Source organism: Erythrobacter sp. S249, assembly GCF_057364975.1.
The window spans coordinates 853,503-873,326 of record NZ_CP200287.1 but is presented as its reverse complement, the minus strand read 5'-3'; the positions used below and the strand labels follow the sequence as shown (position 1 = coordinate 873,326).

Sequence of the window (19,824 nt, the reverse complement as noted above, 5' to 3'; positions counted from 1 at the left end):
CATTTTAGCCCTGCATTGCCTCAAGCTCTTTGCCGGCTGTCTCGGCGACCATCTTTGCAACAAAGATCACGGAAACAAGCGCTGCAAGTGCATAGAAGCCGTAGGTGATCGGAAGCCCAACATTTCCAAGAAGCCATGGGAAGCTCATGATTATCAGGAAGTTTGCGGTCCATTGAACAAAGCCGGAAACCGCCAATCCAGAGCCGCGGATTTGGTTAGGGAACATCTCTCCCAGCATCACCCACATCACCGGCCCCCAGCTGAAGTTGAACGCGACGACATAGGCGTTGGCGGCAATTAGAGCGGCAAGGCCTGCTCCATCGGACAGGACCAGCTCTCCGTTGACCAAGGAGCCAGATGCGAAGGCCAGCGCCATGACAGTGAGGCCAATCGCCATTCCGACCGACCCAGTGAGGAGCAATGGCTTGCGACCAATCCTGTCGATTAATGCGATCGCCAGGAATACCGCACCAATCGATAGCGCGCCTGACAAAACATTGATTTTGAGCGCATCATTCTCCGTAAAACCGACCGCCTGCCAGAGGACCGCACCGTAGTAGAATACAATGTTGATGCCCACGAGCTGTTGGAATGTTGCAAGCCCAACCCCGACCCAAACTATTGTCCTGATCTTACCAGTTTGGCTGGAGACAAGGTCAGACAATCTCGGTTGGTGATCTCCAGCCAGGCTGTCTCGAATTTCTTGCATTTTAGCCGGGACATCGATGCCCCCAAGCAACAAGTGGAGGATCGACTGAGCCTCTTCTTCGCGTCCTTTTGCGACCAGAAACCGTGGGCTTTCAGGAATGAAAAAGAGCAGCACCAGAAACAGAGTGGCGGGTAGCAATTCTGCCCAGAACATCCAGCGCCATGCCTCAAATCCGCCCCAAACCTGCTCTTGGCTGCCTCCTGCAAACTCAGCCAAAAAGTAATTTGAGAGAAATGCGGCGGTCAGGCCAATAATGATCATCACTTGCTGAATGGAGGACAGCCTGCCGCGCTTTTCGGCTGGGGCAACCTCGGAGATATAGGCTGGTGCAATCACACTGGCTGCGCCAACGGCGAGACCGCCAATAATGCGAGCGATGACGAAGGTGGTGGCATCGCCAGCGATCCCAGAACCCCATGCGGATACAATGAAGAAGACTGCCGCGATCAAGAGCACAGCGCGCCGGCCAATCTTGTCAGACAGCCGTCCTGCGACGAACGCGCCAACAGCGCAGCCGAGCAGCATAGAGGCGACATTAAAGCCGGTGCCGACGCTAGTCGAATTGAATGCCGTTTGCAGACCGTCAACCGTGCCGTTGATCACACCGCTATCGAACCCGAACAAAAAACCGCCGAGCGTCGCTACTGATACGATCAGAAAGACGAAGCGTGCGTTATCCGTTGTTGCCTCATTAGTCACCAGAATCCTCTCCCAAAGACATTCTTGAGAGTTATGTTAGCGGTAACTTAAATAATGTCCAACCCAAACTTACGGATTGGCTGACGCGGATGATCCGCGCTCAATCAGGCGGCATTCGTGCGTCTGCTCAAATGCGTATTCTTCGTCGGATTGCTCGCCCAAGCTTACCTTGCTCAGCACTAGGTTGAAGGCGGACTTTGCCATCGCACTGACCGGTTGATCGATAGTGGTCAGTTCTGGCCAGACGGAAATCGCAGATGGGCTGTTATCAAAGCCGACAACGGTCAATTCGTCAGGTACTGACAGGCCATGCCGATGCGCGACGCCAATCGTCGCTGCGGCCATGTCGTCATTGCTTGCGAAAATAGCACTGGGCCGGGGCGTGGAGGCTAGCAGGAGCTCTGCTGCGGTCACTCCGGAGCGGTAAGTGTACTGTCCGTCTATCACCCAATTCGGAGCAATCTCGATTTGGGCCTCAGCCATAGCCTTGCGATATCCTCGCTCGCGCATAGTGCTAGACATTTGGTCGGGCGGCCCTTTGATAAATCCGATTTTTCGGTGTCCCAATTTGATTAGATATTGCGTCATCACCATGGACGCCGTTTCGTCCTTAATATTGATATCATTAGAGATTTTTTCTGCGGTGCCATTGGCAACAGTCGCGACTGGTATTCCTAACTCTTCAAAAAGGGACAGGATCTCCGGCGCTGAAGACGTTGGTGGCGGTAGAATTACACCGGCAATACCAGCCTTTGCCAGACGCATGGCCGAGGCGACATGGGCGGCTGGCGTGTTCTCATCGCAGATGTCGACGATCAAATGATTGTCGCTCGCTTGAGCCGCTTCCAAGGCGCCCCTTAAAAACCGCCCAAGATAGCTGTCTGACGGGTTCGCATAGATCAGACCAATGTGAACATCGGCGCCCTTGGCCAAGCGCCGGGCCGAGCGATTGGGCTGATAATTGAGCGCGTTTACGGCCTTAAGGACGGTCTGTCTGGTCGCGTCTCGCACGCCGCTTTCCGCGTTCATTACCCGCGAAACCGTCATTGCCGACACGCCTGCTTGGCGCGCGACATCATCAATTGTTACTGTCTGCCGATTCCGCCGCCGTGTTCGTGCCATAGTGTCCCTCGCTCATAGTGACTAGCGGTCAGTGAGGGGCATTGCAATGCTGCGCCCATAACGTATGATAGCGCTATCATTTGGGAAGGTGAGGATGGTAATATGCGCAAATTTGTAAGGGGAGCTGCTGGCTGCGCGGCGGTTGTCGGATTGTTCGGGGGCATTGCTGCCTATCCAACCGTCGCTGTTAGCCAACAAAGCGCGAGTGTTGAGCTGGCAACTTATAAGAACGCAGGCGCGCCAATCGAAGACCGCATTGAAGATTTGCTGGCGCGGATGACGCTGGAGGAGAAGGTCGCGCAAATGCTCACGATTTGGGAGCAAAAGGAGAAAGTGCAGACCGCCGAAGGTGATTTCGATTCTACAAAGGCCAACGCGAGTTTCCCCAATGGCATTGGCATGGTTGCCCGCCCATCGGATTTTCGCGGCGTTGACCAATCGAATTCCGGCGATGCAGGGGCTTCGGCAGAGGGGCGCAATCGCACCGCGCGCGAAACCGTCGACTATGTCAACGCCGCGCAGCGCTGGGCCGTCGAGGAAACACGTCTCGGCATTCCAATCTTGATGCATGAGGAGGGGCTGCACGGTTACGTCGCGCGCGGCGCCACCAGCTTTCCGCAAGCGATCGGTTTGGCCAGCACTTGGGATCCGCAGCTGGTTGAGCAAGTCTACAGCGTAGCGTCACGTGAAATGCGCTCGCGCGGAGCGCAGCTGGCGCTTTCCCCTGTGGTCGATATTGCTCGCGATGCGCGCTGGGGCCGGATTGAGGAAACCTACGGCGAAGATCCATACCTCGTCTCGGAAATTGGATTGGCGGCAATCCGCGGATTTCAGGGCAGGAAATTGCCACTCGCCGATGATAAAGTGCTTGTGACGCTAAAGCATATGACGGGCCATGGTCAGCCGGAAAGCGGCACCAATGTCGCGCCTGCGGAACTGAGCGAACACACCTTGCGAACCTATTTCTTTCCCCCGTTTGAGCGGGCTGTGAAGGAGGCCAACGTGTTGTCGGTTATGCCGTCATACAATGAGATTGGCGCCCTGCCGAGCCATGCCAATGGCTGGCTGCTTAACTCAGTCCTCAAAGAAGAATGGGGTTTCAAAGGGGCCGTGGTGAGCGACTATTTCGCCATACGAGAAATGGTCACCCGCCATCAAATGCTCGGGGATGCAGAGCAGGCCGCGGAACGCGCGATTAAGGCAGGCGTGGACAACGAAATGGCCGATGCGGATACATTCCTCACTCTCGCAGATCTTGTGGCGCAGGGGCGGGTGGATGTTGCTCTGATCGACGAGGCAGTCCGCCGCATCCTGCGGCTGAAATTCACCACTGGCATGTTCGAGAACCCTTACGCAGACGCGGATTATGCAGAGCGGATTGAAGCAAATGATGAAGCCATTGCGCTTGCTCGCGAGTCCGCGCGTAAGTCGATGGTGTTGCTCAAAAACGAGGGCCTGCTGCCATTGAGTGCGGACGGAATCGATAAGTTACTCGTCGTCGGGACACATGCGAAAGACACGCCTTTGGGCGGCTACAGCGATATCCCTCGCAAAGTTGTGAGCGTGCTAGAGGGGCTCGAAAGCGCTGCTGGCGGGGAATTCGAGGTTGAATTCTCGGAAGGTGTTCGCATTACGGAAAGCCGGGTCTGGGCGGCTGATCCCGTCGACCTCGTTCCCGAAGAGGAGAACCGCCGTTTGATCGCGGAGGCTGTCACAGCAGCTGAAGATGCTGACGTGATCGTCATGGTCATCGGCGGCAATGAGCAGACCAGCAGGGAAGCGTGGGCAACGACCCACCTCGGAGACCGGACCGATATCACATTGGTAGGTCAGCAGATGGATCTGGCCCGCGCAATGCTGGCTACGGGTAAGCCGGTCGTGACCGTGCTGCTCAATGGCCGACCGCTATCGATTGTCGAGCTAAACCAAACGGCCCCTGCGATCATTGAGGGCTGGTACCTAGGTCAAGAAACCGGGAATGCGGTCGCCGACGTCCTGTTTGGCAAGTCCAATCCAGGCGGCAAGATGCCGGTCACAGTCGCTCAAAATGTTGGGCAACTCCCGGTTTTCTACAATCACAAACCTCAGGCGCGGCGCGGCTATTTATTTGATAGTAAGGAGCCTCTGTACCCCTTTGGCTTTGGCCTAAGCTATACGAACTTCGACATTTCGGCCCCGCGCGTGATCGGCGAGACGCCCTCGACCTCGGATACAGTCGGGGTCGAGGTCTCAGTCAAGAATACGGGACAGCTTGCAGGCGACGAAGTCGTGCAATTGTATCTGCGCGACGTCCATGCCTCGGTCACTACTCCGGTGAAGCAGTTGGTTAGATTTGAGCGCGTCACTCTGCAGCCAGGCGAAGAACGCGCCGTTCGCTTCGATCTCAAGCCAGCTGATTTCAGCCTCTGGAATGATAGGATGGAGCGTGTGGTTGAGCCGGGCAAATTTATCCTGATGGCGGGTGGCAATAGCCGCGATGTGAAGCAAGCAGAGCTGACTTTGGCAGCAGACTGAGGTTACGAACCAGCCCAGCAGTCTAAGTCGATTTCGCGCGGTTGAGCGCACTGGGTTTGCAATGCGCAGCGTCTAACCTATGATTGGATCACGCGCAGGGGTCCATTTTTTCGAGTTTAGTCGGGCCCGCGCTGGGGAGACAATTATCCATAACGACACCGTCAGCGGCACCAGCGCGCCAGCCAGCGCGCCGATTGCGCCACCACTTGTTGATCTGCCAATTAAGACACACGATCGCGGCTTTTACGATGGCTTCAGCCGGGCGGTGACGATCCCGTCTAAGATAATTGTCTCCTTGATCATTATGTGGGCGATTTTCTTCCCGGCAAAGGCGCTGGCGACTTTAGGGGCGGCCAACACGTCGATCATTGCGCTGTTTGGCGGCTGGTACATCTATCTCGTTGCGGCCTTGGTCGTGGTTTGCACGGTTTTGGCGGTGATCCCGCAATCCGGCAGTCTGCGACTGGGTGCGCCGGATGAGAAGCCGGAGTTCTCGCGTTTCTCCTGGTTTGCCATGCTGTTTGGGGCTGGCATTGGTATTGGGATGCTGACCTTCTCCACTGGAGAGCCGCTGGCGCACTTCGCAAACAATCCAGACATTATACGCGGTGATATTGAGCCGCTGTCAGCCGAAGCTGTGCGACCGGCCTATCTCTACACCTTCCTCCATTGGGGGTTTGGCGCGTGGTGCACCTATGCGCTGGTCGGGCTGGGCATTGCCTATGTCGCGCACCGGCGTGACTTGCCGCTAACGATCCGGTCTAGTCTTGCGCCTTTGTTTGGGAAGGTAATGTCAGGTCCGGCAGGGCATGTCGTCGATGTCGTCGCAGTGGTCGCGACGATCCTGGGGGTGGCCTACACGCTTGGCTTTGGTGTCGAGCAGTTTGTCGCTGGCCTCTACCGAATTGGCATGGGCGATTGGCTTATGACGGCTGGTGACGATGGCGCGCTTGCTGCCTCAAATGCCGGGATCATAACGGCTCTGCTGGTGTTGGTTGGTGCTTCGACCGTCAGCGCATTGTCTGGCGTTGGGCGCGGGATCAAATGGCTTTCCAACCTCAATATGGGGCTGTCCTTCGCGCTCTTGGCGCTGTTCGCGACCGTGGGATCGGGGCTTTATGGACTAAAACTGCTGGGCGTCGCTACTTGGGATTATGTCATCACTTTGCCGCAGCAATCGCTCGCGCGTTTCATCTCCGATGGTAGCGAGGTGGGCGACGCGCTGGTCTCTTGGCAGCTGGGGTGGTCAGTTTCCTATTGGGCGTGGTGGATCGCCTTTGCTCCGTTCGTTGGCATGTTCATCGCGCGGATTTCGCGCGGCCGCACCGTTCGCGAATATGTGTTTGGCGTGGCGATGGTGCCTTCGCTCATGTGCTTTGTGTGGATGGCGCTGGTGGGCGGGACAGCCATCGATCTGGAACTCAGCGGTGCTGCGGATGGAGCCATTCTTGCGGCCCCCATGGCGGATCAACTCTATGCCACCTTGGCTGCGATGCTGGGCGATGGAACCGCTCTAATCGTGTCAGGCTTGGTCGTGGTGTTGCTGATGACGTATCTTATCACATCTGCTGACAGCGCGATCCTGATCGTCAACACGATCAATGGCGCGGGGGAAGACGAGGGTTCGCGCCGCTACCACATCTTCTTCTGGGGTATCGCGCTGGCGTTTGTCGTTGGATCCATGCTGATCCTCGGCGGGATCGAGGCGATCCGCATCACCATGATTATCGGCGCCTTGCCGTTCTCATTTGTGGTTCTGCTGATGATGATTTCGATCGTGAAGGCGATCGTTTTCGACGTTGTGCGCAAACATCACGGCGTGCCCACTACTGCAGAAGCATGTGAGGAGTGGAATGAGAAAGTAATGGTAAAAGAATAACTTGCCTTATAGATCGATCGACACCAAGAGTAAATCGATCGATATTTACCATAACTTGAAAAAATCGAGTATAGAAATGCAGTATAGATCTGAAAAATTGAGAATAAAAAACTTAAAACTATAAGTACGAATTTCTTATTTCGCAAAATTCATTCTATATTTGCCGATGTTGTTATTTTGCAACATGGCTTCTCTAAGTCCTGAAAATTTAACCGCTAGCTGTGGCCGGGCCTTTGATCGCTTGTTACCAGCCCCTTCAAGAGCGCGAAGTCTTTCTGACTGCGCTATTTTACTGACTCAGCGGCCCATTCGGGCATCGCGGGTCACCTGATGTCTATAGGGGACAAGCATAATGGTTAAGTTCGCAAGGCGCGCCTCAGTGAGCGCGCTGGCAATTGCTGTCGCATCACCTGCGGTCGCACAAGATGCGCCGGCAGGCGAAGCAGAAGAAGCGCGCGGCGGGGTTCCAACGATTGTTGTGACCGCGCAAAAGCGCAGTGAAGATCTGCAGGACGTGCCTGTGTCGGTCTCCGCAATCGGTGAAGAGCAGCTCGATGAGCTGAACATCGATACGTTTGAAGACTATCTCGATCAGCTGCCGACGGTCACCGCCGGTGGTAGTGGCCCAGGCCAAAGCACGATCTACATTCGCGGTCTTGCATCAACCACGCCGAACCTCTCGGTTGCGGGCGTTGCCGGTCTTGCACCAAACGTTGCGCTCTATCTTGATGAACAACCGCTTGCACAGCCGGGCCGTAACCTCGACGTTTACGCCGCTGACCTTGAGCGCATCGAAGTGCTCTCTGGCCCGCAAGGCACACTCTTCGGTGCAAGTTCGCAAGCTGGCGTCGTCCGTTTGATCACCAACAAGCCTGACCTCAGCGGCTTTGACGCTGGGTTCTCTGGCGGCGTGTCTTTCACCAAAGGCGGTGAGGCAAGCTACAAGGCCGAAGCAATGGTCAACGTACCGGTGACCGACACGTTTGCTCTGCGCGGCGTGGTCTTCCTTGATGATCAAGGCGGGTATATCGACAACGTCGCGGGCACTCGCAATGTCAGCGAAAGCGCGCGTTTTCGCCCATCGGGAACGGTTCGCTCAAATGGTGTTCCGGTGAATGCCAATCGCGGCGGTTTCCAAGCGGGCGCCGATCTGTCGGCTGTCACCTTCATCAATGCTGACAATGCTGGTTTGGTCGAAGACAATTTTAACGACACCCAATATTCTGGTTTCCGCGCGAGCGCATTGTGGGAAGTGACGCCTGACTGGAAGGTCACATTGTCGCACACCCGCCAGAGCGTTGAATCCGACGGCGTGTTCTTTGCCGACCCAGAACTGGGCCTCGACAATCTCGAAATTCAGCGTTTCGAGGACGATCGCCTAGAAGACAATTTCTCGAACACCAGTTGGACCGTCGAAGGCCGCTTGGCGATGCTCGATATCGTTTACACCGGTGCCTACACCGACCGTGAGACGGAACAGCGGGTCGATTATTCCGACTATCTGTTTGTTGGTCAGTACCTGCCGTATTACATCTGTGATGGCTCGGTCAGCTACCCTGGTGCAGCCGCACCAAGCGGAACGTGCCAGGCACCAAACCTGTTTGTCACTTCAGACAGCAACACCACCGTCTTCACTCAAGAGCTGCGCTTTAGCACTCCGGCGGAAAACCGCTGGCGCGTGACGGCGGGTGGGTTCTATTCTGATCTTGAACTGCAAGAGCGCAACGACTTTGCCTATCCGGGCAATGTTCTGGCTCAGCCATTTGGTCCATTTGCACCGAACTTCCCGCAAGCCGGCTTTATCTCTGAAGAAGGTCCGTTCCCAGCGAGCACGATCTTCCGCAACGATATTCGCCGGACTGACGAGCAGTTTGGTATCTTTGGCGAGGCCAGCTTTGATATTGTCCCAGACCTGCTGACCGCGACATTCGGCGCACGCTATTATGACGTCGAAGTTGATTTCGAAGGCAGCGCCAACGGTTCGTTCTGTAACTCAGGTGCGGCCGAAGACGCGAACGCATTCGGCACCAATATCAACGATCTTTATGATGGTGACGGACAGTTCACCTTCATCGGTTCTTGTAACGCGGCACTGCGTCAAACCTTCACCTTGGGCGATAGCATTGCCGACATCGAGGCGGCTGGCTTGAGCACCGCGCAAGCGACGCAAGTGTTCAACGCGCTTCAAGCGCCAGACGTCGCCAAGACAAGCGGTACCATCTTCAAAGGCACACTGACCGTGACGCCAAACGAAGACATGCTTTTCTATGCGACCTATTCAGAGGGCTTTCGTCCTGGCTTGCTGAACCGTCCGGGCGGTGCGCAAGGCGCCAACGGATTTACGGTCCCGTTTGAGCTCGAAACCGATGAAGTTAAGAACTACGAACTGGGTTGGAAGCTCGATCTGATCGATGGCCAGCTGCGTTTCAACGGCAGCGCATTCTATGTCGATATCAGCAACCTTCAGACGACTATCTTTGATCCGAGCATCACCAATCTGTTCTTCTCGGACAATGCCGCCAATGCAGAGATCTATGGCTTGGAGGCGGACTTCACAATCGCTCCATACGCAACGCCCGGTCTGACAATTGCTGGTGCTTTCTCGGTGCTCGACACCGAGATTACCGAGGTTCTCACACCCACAAATGACGTGCTTGCCGGGACGAACCTTGCGTTCGCACCATCATTCCAAGGCAATTTGCGGGTCCGCTACGAATGGGATTTGAGCGACACTTTGGGCGCTTACATTCAGCCTCAAGTGAGCCATTCGGCATCCAAGCTGACCGACATTATCGAGATCAACAAGCTTGAGCTCGACAGCTACACCTTGGTCGATCTGGCGGCGGGCGTGACCTCCGACAATTGGAAGTTCGAGATCTATGGTGAGAACCTGTTCGATGAGCGCGCCGAGATTTCGGGCAACTTCATCAATGACCGGGCTCGCATCACCACCAATCGTCCACTAACGGTTGGAATGCGGATTTCCTACGACTATTGATCTGACACAATCAGCAAGACAATGCGGCGGGAATGGATCTTAGTGGGTTCATTTCCGCCGCTTTGCTTTTGGGCTCTGGGCTTATGCGGACAGGATTTGTAAGGCGGTGAAATGGCGACACGCGAAGAGCTGCTGAAAACCGCGCAAGAGGTGCTGCAACAGGGCCGATTTGAAGAAGGGTTGGCGCACGCGAACTCAGTGCTTGCTGAAAAGCAGGACGATGGCGACGCGCTGTACCTGGCCGCGGTCGCATGCCGATATCTTGGGCGCCTCAATGATGCAGCAGGCCACTTGAGGCAGCTTCATGCCGCCATGCCAGAACATGGCCGGGCCTGGCAGGAAGAGGGGCATTTGGCGCTAGCTCGGGGGCAGAGCGAAAATGCGTTTGCCGCCTTTGCCCGCGCCACCCGGTTTAACCCGGCGCTTGAGGCCAGTTGGCGCGAACAAGCACGCATCGCCAGCGGGGCAGGGCGCACCGCCGAAGCTGCCGCTGCGACTGCACAGCAGCAAAGGCTCGCCACTCTGCCGCGGGAGCTGATTGCGGTTACCAATCATTTGGCGGAAGGACGGGTGCTACGCGCTGAGGAGATCTGCCGATATTTCCTGCGTTCCAATCCGCGCAATGTTGAGGGGATGCGCTTGCTCGCCAAGATCGGGCTGGAGCTGGGCATTCTGGATGATGCGGAGTTCTTGCTGGAAAGCGCGGTCACGTTTGAGCCGGACAATATCCAGCTGCGGTTGGATTATGTCGATGTGCTGCGCCGTCGGCAAAAGTTCGAGCGCGCGCGAGAGGAAGCGGAGGCGCTCCACGCCAGTGACCCCGACAATCCGCTGTTCCAGTCGCGGCTCGCCATTGAAAGCATGCAGACAGGCGATTTTGATCGCGCGTTTGAGCTGTTCGAAGCGGTGCTTGCGAAGTTGCCGCAAGACCCGGCTACGCTAACCAGCATGGGCCATGCGCTCAAGACGAGGGGGCGCGGTGAAGATGCGGTTTCGAGATACCGCGCAGCCATTGCCGCCAAGGGTGACCATGGCGATGCCTATTACGCGCTAGCCAATCTAAAGACTTACCGGTTCAGCGATGAAGAGCTCAAAGCGATGAGCGATCAGATCGCTCGAGCGGACCTCGCCTTTATGGACCGTGTGCATCTGTCTTTTGCCCTGGGCAAAGCGCACGAGGATCGCGGTGAATACCAAGAGAGCTTTGCCGCCTATGCGCAGGGCAATGACCTGAAACGCGCGCAAACCCGCTACAGCGCTGATGCGATGACCGCCGAGCTGGCGACGCAGCGCGAGCTGTGCACGGCAGAGCTGTTTGAGAAACATGATAGCGCCGGCCACGATGCGCCGGACCCAATTTTTATCCTTGGTCTGCCGCGCGCCGGATCAACCTTGCTCGAGCAAATCCTGGCGAGCCACAGCCAAGTTGATGGGACGCTGGAGCTGCCGGATATTCTCGCGCTCGCGCACCGGCTACGCGGACGAAAGGCTGGGCAATCGCTCTATCCAGCCGTGCTGCATGATTTGAGCGGCGAGCAATTGGCGAAGTTTGGCGAGGAATTTATCACCAACACCCGCGTTCACCGGCAAGGTGCGCCATTCTTCATCGACAAGATGCCCAACAATTTCCGGCATATTGGCCTGATCCATCTGATCCTTCCGAATGCCAAGATCATTGATGCGCGGCGCGATCCGATGGATTGTTGTTTCTCCGGCTTTAAACAGCTGTTTGCCGAGGGTCAGGAGTTCACCTATGGTCTGACCGAGGTCGGGCGCTACTATTCCGGCTATGTCGAGCTGATGGACCATTGGGACACGGTATTGCCGGGTAAGGTTCTGCGCGTGCAGCATGAGGATGTCCTCGATGATCTCGAAGGGCAAACGCGGCGGATGCTCGAATATCTGGGGCTGCAGTTTGAGGAGGCCTGCCTAGACTTTCACAAGACAGATCGCGCTGTGCGCACTGCCAGCAGCGAGCAGGTCCGCCAGCCGATCAACCGTAAGGGGCAGGGCGCCTGGAAACCGTTTGAGCCTTACCTTGACGACCTGAAAAGCGCTCTAGGAAAGGCGTCGACGTTTTAAGCCGCTGCGGAGCTGACCGACTGTGTTTTAGCGGCCTCTGCCGACTTCAGAAATTGGACAAAGTCCGCCCAATCCATCGGCTTGCCGATTTCCCAGCCCTGCACATAATCACACCCGAACTCGGCGAGCGCCTCGATGGTTGCTGCGTCTTCAACTCCCTCTGCAACAATGTCGAACGAGAGCGCATGCGCCAGATCGATGGTGGATTGCACCATGATCCTGTCTGCGCGGTTGGCCACGAGATCGCGTACAAAGCTCTGGTCGAGTTTGATCTCTTGTGCAGGGAAGCCCTGTAGATAGTTGAGCGTTGCCTGGCCCGTTCCATAATCATCGATGGAAATGCGTGCACCCGCATCGGTAAGACGCCTGAGCGTCGTTTTGGCGAGCTCTGGATCGGCCAGCGGCGCGCTCTCTGTCACTTCTAATGTGATACCAGATGCGCCTTTGCTATGCGCCTCTTCCATCATCGCGATTGCGCTGTTGACGAAGGCTGGATCGGACAGCAATTGCGCCGAAATGTTGACCGCCAATTGAACCGGTTGCCCTGCTTCATTGGCTTCGCGGCTGCGCTCCAGCGCTTTCGCAAGGACAAACTTGGTCAGCTCGCTGATCTGGCCCTTGGTCTCCAAGATTGGAATGAAGTCAGCCGGTGAGATGCGTCCCAGAGTTGGGCTGTCCCAGCGCACAAGGCATTCTGCACCGTAAATTGCTCTGTCGGAAAGCCGCATTTTCGGTTGGAAGACAACGTGGATTGCATCGGTCTGCATCGCGTCGTCGAGCTCGCCCAGAATTCGCTGCTGGAATTGCGCTTCATCTTGAAGGCCGAGCGCGTTGGTGGACCAGTCAATGCCGCGCCTGCGTGCGTATTCTGCGGCAGTCACAGCATCGGCTATCGAACCTTGCGAACTGCCATAAAAGGCTTTGATCTTGAGCCGTTTCTCATCAAGATCGAAAGGTGCCGCGAAGGAGGATTGCACCGACGCAAAGTGTTCTTCGAGAGCGTCGCTATGGTCTTGCGGAACGAACCAAGCGAACATCGCGCGGTCAATTCGATAAACCTGCTCTGATCCTGCAAGCGCGACCAGACGCTTCGCAATTTTGCGCTCAATGCGCGGAAGATCAGAGCCAGAGACAATCGCTTCAATCTGCTCAAAATCATCGATCCTGGCGACCGCAATTGCTCGGTCCGCTTGGTCTGCCAGCTCGATTTCCAGCGCGCGCCGGTTGGGAAGACCGGATGCTGCATCGGTGCGCCTCGCATGGCGCAGGCTGAGCGCAGATGTGATCAATCGGTGCAATCCAATGAAACTACCAAGCAAGATCATGATTGGGATCAGTTGGATGTAGGGCAGCGCGAGCTGATCAAAGGCAAGCGCGATGCCAGCAACCACAGTCCCGATAAACACGGCACCAAAGGCCACGCGGGAACGACCCCTTGAAAGCGAACGAAGCATGACTGCCAAAACCATTGCTGCAATGGTCAGTGGCAACCATGGTCCACTGTCGCTGCGCATGCGATTTTGCAGCAGTGTTTCAGCCGCTTGCGCTTGAATCACGACACCGGGCCGAACCCCGAACAGAGCAGTTGGATAGCGATCACCTAGCTCGATCGCTGTCGCGCCCACCATGATGCGTTTGCCAAAGACCTGTTCGCGCGCGACTTTTCCCTCGAGCAAGTCGACAAAGGAAATGCGCGCTATGGTGTCGGGATCAATCGCTTGGTCGACGCGGAAGTATTGATCGATCCGGCCATGTTCCTCTGCGACCATACTTGCGATGGATGGGCGCGGCACATCATTGGTCGAAACGCCGTATGGGTAGAACTCAATCCGTCCGTCAGCATTTGGTAGCACGTTAACCGCTGAGAGGAATGCATGCTCGCGAAATTCGGGCAGGGGCAAAGCCTCGGTGATGTTCTCGCCATCTTCGCCTTGCTTAGCCCGGTTTTCTTGACGGAAGGTTGGCAGGACCACGGACCCGCCCAATTGCTTAAGGGCACTTGCAAAACGGGCGTCTTGCTCTGGTTCTGAGCGTGATGAGAAATCGACATCAAAGGCGATTTGTTCTGCACCCAAACGGTCCAGCTCTAGAATGGCATCGGCGTAGAAGCTGCGCGGCCAAGGCCATTGCTCAAGCGCCTGGATTGAGCGTCCGTCGATTTCGAGGACAACAATTTCACCGGACGCTTCGCTGATACGCAATCGATCGCGATTGTCGCGAAGGCTTTCTTCGGCATTTCCCGACAGCCCGCTCAGCGTTGCGAGCGCAGCGATAAGCAGCGCTATCACAAAGGCAACTGCGCGCGCGACTTTGCCCTGCATTGTGACCGAGGCGTTGGCTAGCCGCACGCAAATACTCCCGATGGACGGCGGAATGCCGCTTCGAAGTGAACGCGTATAGTCAGAAAGGGTTTAAGTGAGGTTTCTCTCGCATTTTACCGGGAGAATCAGAGCTTTGGAGAGGCGAAATTCAGCGCTTCGAGCTTAGTTATTATTGCCCTGGCCTCTGCCTCGACCGCCTTCACCGCCTTCGCCGCCTTCGCCGTTCTCTCCGGCATCATCATCGTCGTCGTCATCGTCTAGACCCAGGCCCAAGCCGAGATCGACACCTAAGTCGGCATCCGCGCCATCATCGCCGCCGAGGTCCACTCCAAGGTCCACCCCAACACCGCCCTCGGAGCCGTCTTCATTACCGGAGCTGGGGCCACCGTTCCCGTTTCCGTTGCCGTTGTTTCCGTTGCCGTTTCCACCGCCATTGCCATTCTCGAGGCCGTTGGCATTGCCGTTGTTACCACCCGAATTGCCGTTTCCATTTCCGGTGGTTTCGTCGTCGCTGCCGTCATTATCTGAGCCGAGGCCCAAATCTGCACCTACATCGACTTCTTCGCTATCGGAGTCGTCGATCGGACCGCCTACGCCTGCATCGAGGCCGACGTCTTCATCATCGGAACTGGGGCCGCCATTGCCGTTTCCGTTGCCGTTGTTTCCGTTGCCGTTTCCACCGCCATTGCCATTCTCGAGGCCGTTGGCATTGCCGTTGTTACCGCCCGATTTGCCGTTTCCATTTCCGGTGGTGTCTTCGTCGCTGCCGTCATTGCCTGAGCCGAGGCCCAGATCCGCGCCGACGTCGACTTCTTCGCTATCAGAGCCGTCAATCGGGCCAACTACGCCAGCATCCAGACCGACGTCTTCATCGGAGGCATCATCATCTAGATCAATGCCGCCATTGTTTGGATTTTCGCCACCCGAGCAATTCGCGACACCAGCGCAAGAACCATTGGCCTGATCCTCCGCATAGACGAGACCTGTATCATTCGCAGATGCACCATTTTCGTCAGTAGCGCCGACATCGACTGTGCCGATGTCAATGCTGGCATCGGTCTCTTCTGCGACTGGAGCAGCGGTGTTGCCTTCGTCCTCGGCAATGATTTCAATCGGGCCGCTCTCACCATCTCCTGGTTCTGAGATGACGAAATCTTGGGCCGCGCTGCTTTCCTCTTCGCCACCGCTATTCGTTATGACGTCGTTGAAGTCGTCATAAGAAGCGCTCTGTCCGCCAGATGCGGCGCCGATCGCGACCTGCAATCCTGGGGCAGTACCGTTCGCAGGGCCAGCGTCAGCTTGGGTCGTTGGTCCGGCCGCAACAGGTCCCGCAAACGGTTGTTCCCGGGTGACGCTGCTAGCGCCAGCTGCGCCGCCAGAATTTGCCGCTGCGTTAGCGATGCGTGTAACCGGCTCTGCTGCTGGCTGGCTGAGAGCGGGCACAAAGCTAGGTGTGCCGCGTACGGTTGCTTCTTCCGCACTAGGACCATCGGGATCGTTCGAAATGACGATCAAATCGCCGATTGCGCCCGCTTCGACTAGCCCGACGAGGCCTGGGGTGAGCAAGGCTGCTTCGAGATCATCGCCAGTGGTGACTTCGACCGCACCCTCGGTAACCTGAACGCTGGTGCCATCATCGCCAGCCGACACGTTGAAGGTCGTCCCCTTGACCACAGCGGCCATGTACGGCGTCTCTACGCCAAAATGCGGGGTGCTCTTCTTTTCGATCTTAAACAGCACATTGCCGAGATATTGAAAGATCTGCGTAACTGGTCCGGACTTTTCGGGCTCTGCAATCCGGATATGCGCTTTTGGTGAGACAACGACATATTCCTTGCCGCGGACCAGAACAGCGCGGGCGCCGGTGCCGGTGCGGATCACATCGCCTTCGTTCAGGCGGCTGTTCTTGCGAGCTTGAAGAACTTTCTCGCCGCGTGTGATCGTAACCGACCCGCTCGCCTCGGAAACGCTCCAGCCACTGCTGGCAAAGGCGCTGGTGCTGGCCATCAAGGCGGCAACCACAAGGGATTTCTTGGCAAGGCGGATCATTGGTTGGTCTCAAATAAGATTACAGTTCAGTGCTAGTATGCCTTTGAACCGCCGCCTCTAAAGGAGTGCTGAAGCGGGGTAGCTAACATTTCCCTAATTCGCTCGCGGGTAAGGGTTTATTAGCGCGCTGCAGCTAGGCGCACGCCTCCATTCAGGAGGTTTCAATGCGTTTAACCAAGGCAGTTTCGTTGGGTGCATGTTTATGCATCGCAGCGCCTGCGTTGAACGCGCAGGAGACCGTTAATCCGCCGCGGATCACGATGTTGTCCGTCATGAAAAGCGGCGACGAAGTGCTGTATGAGCAAGGCGAGCAGCGCACTGAAGAGCAACAAACCGATCAAATCGGCGCGATTGTTATTCTCGGAAATGAGGCCATTGACGATGCGCGCTATCAGGCGGTCGTCGAGGGTTTCTTTGGAGAAGAACGCAGCGAGGAAGTGCTAGCTCAGCTGACCAAACAAATCGCTGATCTCGCGAAGGAAGAAGGCTACGCCTACGTCAAAGCGGACGTGCTTGAGAATGACAATGGTTTTGGCGTTGTCCAGATTGCGGTCGATGAGGGCCGCGTCGATGCAATCGAGATCAATGGCTATGACAATGCTCAGGCTCGCCGAATTCTGAACCGCCTGCAGGGCCGACCGGTGAAGCAAAGCGATTTGGAAGCGGCACTGCTGCTCGTGACTGACATCCCTTCAGCGCGATTGAAGGACGCTAAGATTTCACGCCGTGATGGCCGAGCCGTTCTGGTGGTCAATTTGGAACAGGAAAAGGATCGTTATCAGATCCAGGCGGACAATTACGGCACGCGTTCGTTCGGCCCGTACCGCGCAGTGGCCTCCACTCGCCAAACCGATGTGCTCAGCTCTTCGGATCAGCTTTACGCTGCCCTGCGGATCAACCCTGTCGATCCAGAAGAATTGCTGTTTGTTTCCGGTTCCTACCGGACGCAGGTCAACAGCTCTGGCCTTACTGCAGGGATTAATGGCTCGATTGGCTCGACTTCGCCAGAGGGGCCTTTTGGCGACAGTGATGTAAACGGAGATTCGTTGCGGGCAGGGATATCGCTTGATCAGCCGATCATCAGGTCGAAGGACAAAAGCCTGTGGGTCAATGGCAATGTTTCGTACATTGCAATTGAGCAAGACGAGCTGGGGCAGATGCTGCGCGATGACACCATCGTAACTGCTTCGATTGGTATCACAACGCAATGGGCAGTGGCTGGCGGACGCGTTCGCGCCGGGGCAAGCCACGTTCGCGGTCTGGGTATCCTAGGTGCAAGCCGGCGCGGCGATCCATTGGTCTCGCGCAGCGATGGTGACGGTGTATTCTCCAAGGTCTCGCTCTGGGGTGATGCGCGTTTGCCGGTCGCTGGCCGTTTTGATGTCTATTTCGCTGCCGGGGGGCAGATTGCAGATCGTCCGCTGCTGGCTCCACAAGAGATGGCGCTGGGCGGGCCGTTCCGCACGCGCGGATATGATTTTAGCGAAGTGCTGGGCGACGAAGGTGTTTATGGCCTGGCTGAGCTGCGATATCGCTTTGCACCCGACAAATTGCCGTTCGACTTTCTCCAATTCTACGCCTTTCTTGATGGCGGCTATGTCACCGATATTGGCGCGGGCGTGGGTGAGGGCTCGCTCTTTTCTGCTGGACCAGGCGTGCGCGGCCGCATCGGGCCGGTCGGTTTTGAGATCGAAGGCGGGTTTCCTTTGGGAGGCAGCGCAGAGCGCAGTGATGACAATTCGCCAGAGTTGAACGTGCGCGCTGGGATCAACTTCTGAGCGCCTCGCACGGGCTTTCTCAAGCTGCTCGGTTGATAATTGGCGGCTCCGTTCGCATCTAAAACACATGGCTAAAGTCACAGTTTGGTTCGACGGGGCATGTCCGCTGTGCACCCGAGAGATCGCACTGATGCGGCGCATGGACACCGCCAAGGCGGTGAAGTTCATCGATGTTTCCAGCGAAGCGGGCGAGGCTGTGTGCCCAATCGATCAGGCGCAATTGCTGGCGAGGTTTCATGCAAGCGAAGACGGCGAGTTGCTGAGCGGCGCGGCTGCATTCGCCGCTATGTGGCGCGCGATCCCGCTTTTCCGCCCACTAGGCCTGCTGGCTCGCAACCGGATTGTGCTCAGCATTCTTGAGCGGTTCTATATCCAGTTCTTGAAGGTACGCCCGGCCTTGCAGCGCTTTTTCAACTAGAGCCGATCAAGCAAAAACCATTTGCTTCAAGCTCTTCTTCACCCCAAGCTCACAATCTAAAAATGACCGAGAGAGGGTTGAGCGATGAGCTATTTCGGAGCGATGCAGAACGAGATCTACAACGACGGGCTGCAGGGCATTCTTCCTCAGTTTCCGGTCGATTTTGCGACGCTGGAAAAGCGCGCCCATGAGGCGCTAGGTCCGTCATTGACCAATTATGTCGCAGGCGGGTGCGGCGATGAGCACACACAAGACAGCAACTCATCTGCCTTTCATCACTGGGGCATGATCCCGCGCATGATGGTCGATGCGCAGGAGCGGGACTTATCGATTGATCTGTTCGGTATGAAGCTGCCGACCCCTTTGTTCATGGCGCCCATTGGGCTGACGGGCGAGGCGACGCAGGACAAGCACGGCGATATCGCTGCTGCGCAGGCCTCAGCGGCGACGGGCGTGCCGCTGTGCGCTTCGACGTTGGCGAATGACAGCATGGAGGATGTCCATGATGCTTGCGGTGACACGCCGGGCTTCTTTCAACTTTATACGCCGCGTCACAAGGGGCTCGCCGAAAGCCTGATCGGCCGCGCGGAGGCCGCCGGATATAAAGCTCTGGTGGTCACGCTCGACACGTGGGTGACGGGCTGGCGACCGCGCGATCTCAACGCCTCTAACTTCCCGCAATTGCGCGGCAAGGTGCTGCACAATTATTTCTGCGATTCGGTGTTCCGGTCGCTGCTTGAAAAGCCGCCGGAAGAGGATCCCAAGACCGCGATCATGACTTGGGCTGCGACCTTTGGCCAGGTGCTGACCTGGGACGACATGAAATGGCTGAAATCAGTGACGAAACTGCCGATTGTGCTGAAGGGCATTTGCCACCCTGATGACGCAAAGAAGGCCGTCGATACTGGCGCTGACGGCATTTATTGCTCCAACCACGGCGGGAGGCAGGCAAATGGCGGGATCGCGACTATCGACCTGCTTGAAGACGTGGTGAAGGCGTCTGGCAACGTGCCGGTGCTGTTCGATAGCGGTATTCGCTCCGGCACTGATGTGGTTAAGGCGCTGGCCTTGGGCGCGACTGCTGTCGGCGTGGGCAGGCCATACACGTATGGGCTGGCCTTGGGCGGAGCGAAGGGTGCAGAGTTTGTGCTGCGATCGATCCTGGCCGAGGCGGATTTGCTGATGGCGGTAAACGGTTACCCAACTTTGGAGGCCGTGCGCGCGGCGGGGGCTCAGCGGGTTTGAGGCGGCTTTT

Annotated in this window: 11 protein-coding genes; 7 read left to right on the top strand and 4 right to left on the bottom strand. The window is 56.8% G+C overall.

From position 1 onward, the window contains the following. Positions 1-4: 4 nt before the first annotated feature. A complete protein-coding gene (locus AC0V6V_RS04215; RefSeq protein WP_486166041.1) occupies positions 5-1,411 on the bottom strand; it encodes a sugar porter family MFS transporter in 1,407 nt (468 codons plus the stop codon). Between the two features lie 66 nt (positions 1,412-1,477). Continuing rightward, the gene (locus AC0V6V_RS04210) at positions 1,478-2,530 is read right to left on the bottom strand and encodes a LacI family DNA-binding transcriptional regulator (protein WP_486164193.1); all 1,053 of its coding nucleotides are present in this window, start codon (positions 2,528-2,530) and stop codon (positions 1,478-1,480) included. Between the two features lie 102 nt (positions 2,531-2,632). On the opposite strand from AC0V6V_RS04210, the gene AC0V6V_RS04205 reads away from it, so the two are divergent. From AC0V6V_RS04205 to AC0V6V_RS04190, 4 genes are all read left to right on the top strand, one after another. Then, positions 2,633-5,044 (top strand): glycoside hydrolase family 3 N-terminal domain-containing protein, encoded by a 2,412-nt coding sequence (locus AC0V6V_RS04205; protein ID WP_486164192.1) that lies wholly within the window; start codon positions 2,633-2,635, stop codon positions 5,042-5,044. A gap of 79 nt (positions 5,045-5,123) precedes the next feature. Then, positions 5,124-6,923 (top strand): BCCT family transporter, encoded by a 1,800-nt coding sequence (locus tag AC0V6V_RS04200; RefSeq protein WP_486164191.1) that lies wholly within the window; start codon positions 5,124-5,126, stop codon positions 6,921-6,923. A gap of 352 nt (positions 6,924-7,275) precedes the next feature. Further along, the gene (locus tag AC0V6V_RS04195) at positions 7,276-9,921 is read left to right on the top strand and encodes a TonB-dependent receptor (protein WP_486164190.1); all 2,646 of its coding nucleotides are present in this window, start codon (positions 7,276-7,278) and stop codon (positions 9,919-9,921) included. A 111-nt stretch (positions 9,922-10,032) separates the two neighbouring features. After that, complete coding sequence (locus AC0V6V_RS04190) at positions 10,033-12,003, top strand: sulfotransferase (protein ID WP_486164189.1); 1,971 nt, start codon at positions 10,033-10,035, stop codon at positions 12,001-12,003. Here AC0V6V_RS04190 and AC0V6V_RS04185 read toward each other — a convergent pair. Next, positions 12,000-14,351, bottom strand: coding sequence for an EAL domain-containing protein (locus AC0V6V_RS04185; protein ID WP_486164188.1), 2,352 nt, complete (start codon positions 14,349-14,351; stop codon positions 12,000-12,002). The two genes, AC0V6V_RS04190 and AC0V6V_RS04185, sit on opposite strands and share 4 nt — an antisense overlap. Before the next feature lie 135 nt (positions 14,352-14,486). After that, a complete protein-coding gene (locus AC0V6V_RS04180) occupies positions 14,487-16,373 on the bottom strand; it encodes a FecR domain-containing protein (protein WP_486164187.1) in 1,887 nt (628 codons plus the stop codon). A 272-nt stretch (positions 16,374-16,645) separates the two neighbouring features. Between AC0V6V_RS04180 and AC0V6V_RS04175 the strand changes: the two genes are divergently transcribed. The 3 genes from AC0V6V_RS04175 (at position 16,646) to AC0V6V_RS04165 (ending at position 19,814) form a co-directional block, all read left to right on the top strand. Beyond that, positions 16,646-18,151 carry a ShlB/FhaC/HecB family hemolysin secretion/activation protein gene (locus tag AC0V6V_RS04175; protein WP_486164185.1) on the top strand — a complete coding sequence of 502 codons (1,506 nt, stop codon included), beginning with the start codon at positions 16,646-16,648 and terminating at the stop codon, positions 18,149-18,151. Positions 18,152-18,218: 67 nt separating this feature from the next. Next, positions 18,219-18,569 (top strand): thiol-disulfide oxidoreductase DCC family protein, encoded by a 351-nt coding sequence (locus AC0V6V_RS04170; protein WP_486164184.1) that lies wholly within the window; start codon positions 18,219-18,221, stop codon positions 18,567-18,569. 84 nt (positions 18,570-18,653) lie between these two features. Beyond that, positions 18,654-19,814: an alpha-hydroxy-acid oxidizing protein gene (locus tag AC0V6V_RS04165; RefSeq protein ID WP_486164183.1), complete on the top strand. Its 1,161-nt coding sequence runs from the start codon at positions 18,654-18,656 to the stop codon at positions 19,812-19,814. The last annotated feature ends 10 nt before the right edge of the window (positions 19,815-19,824 follow it).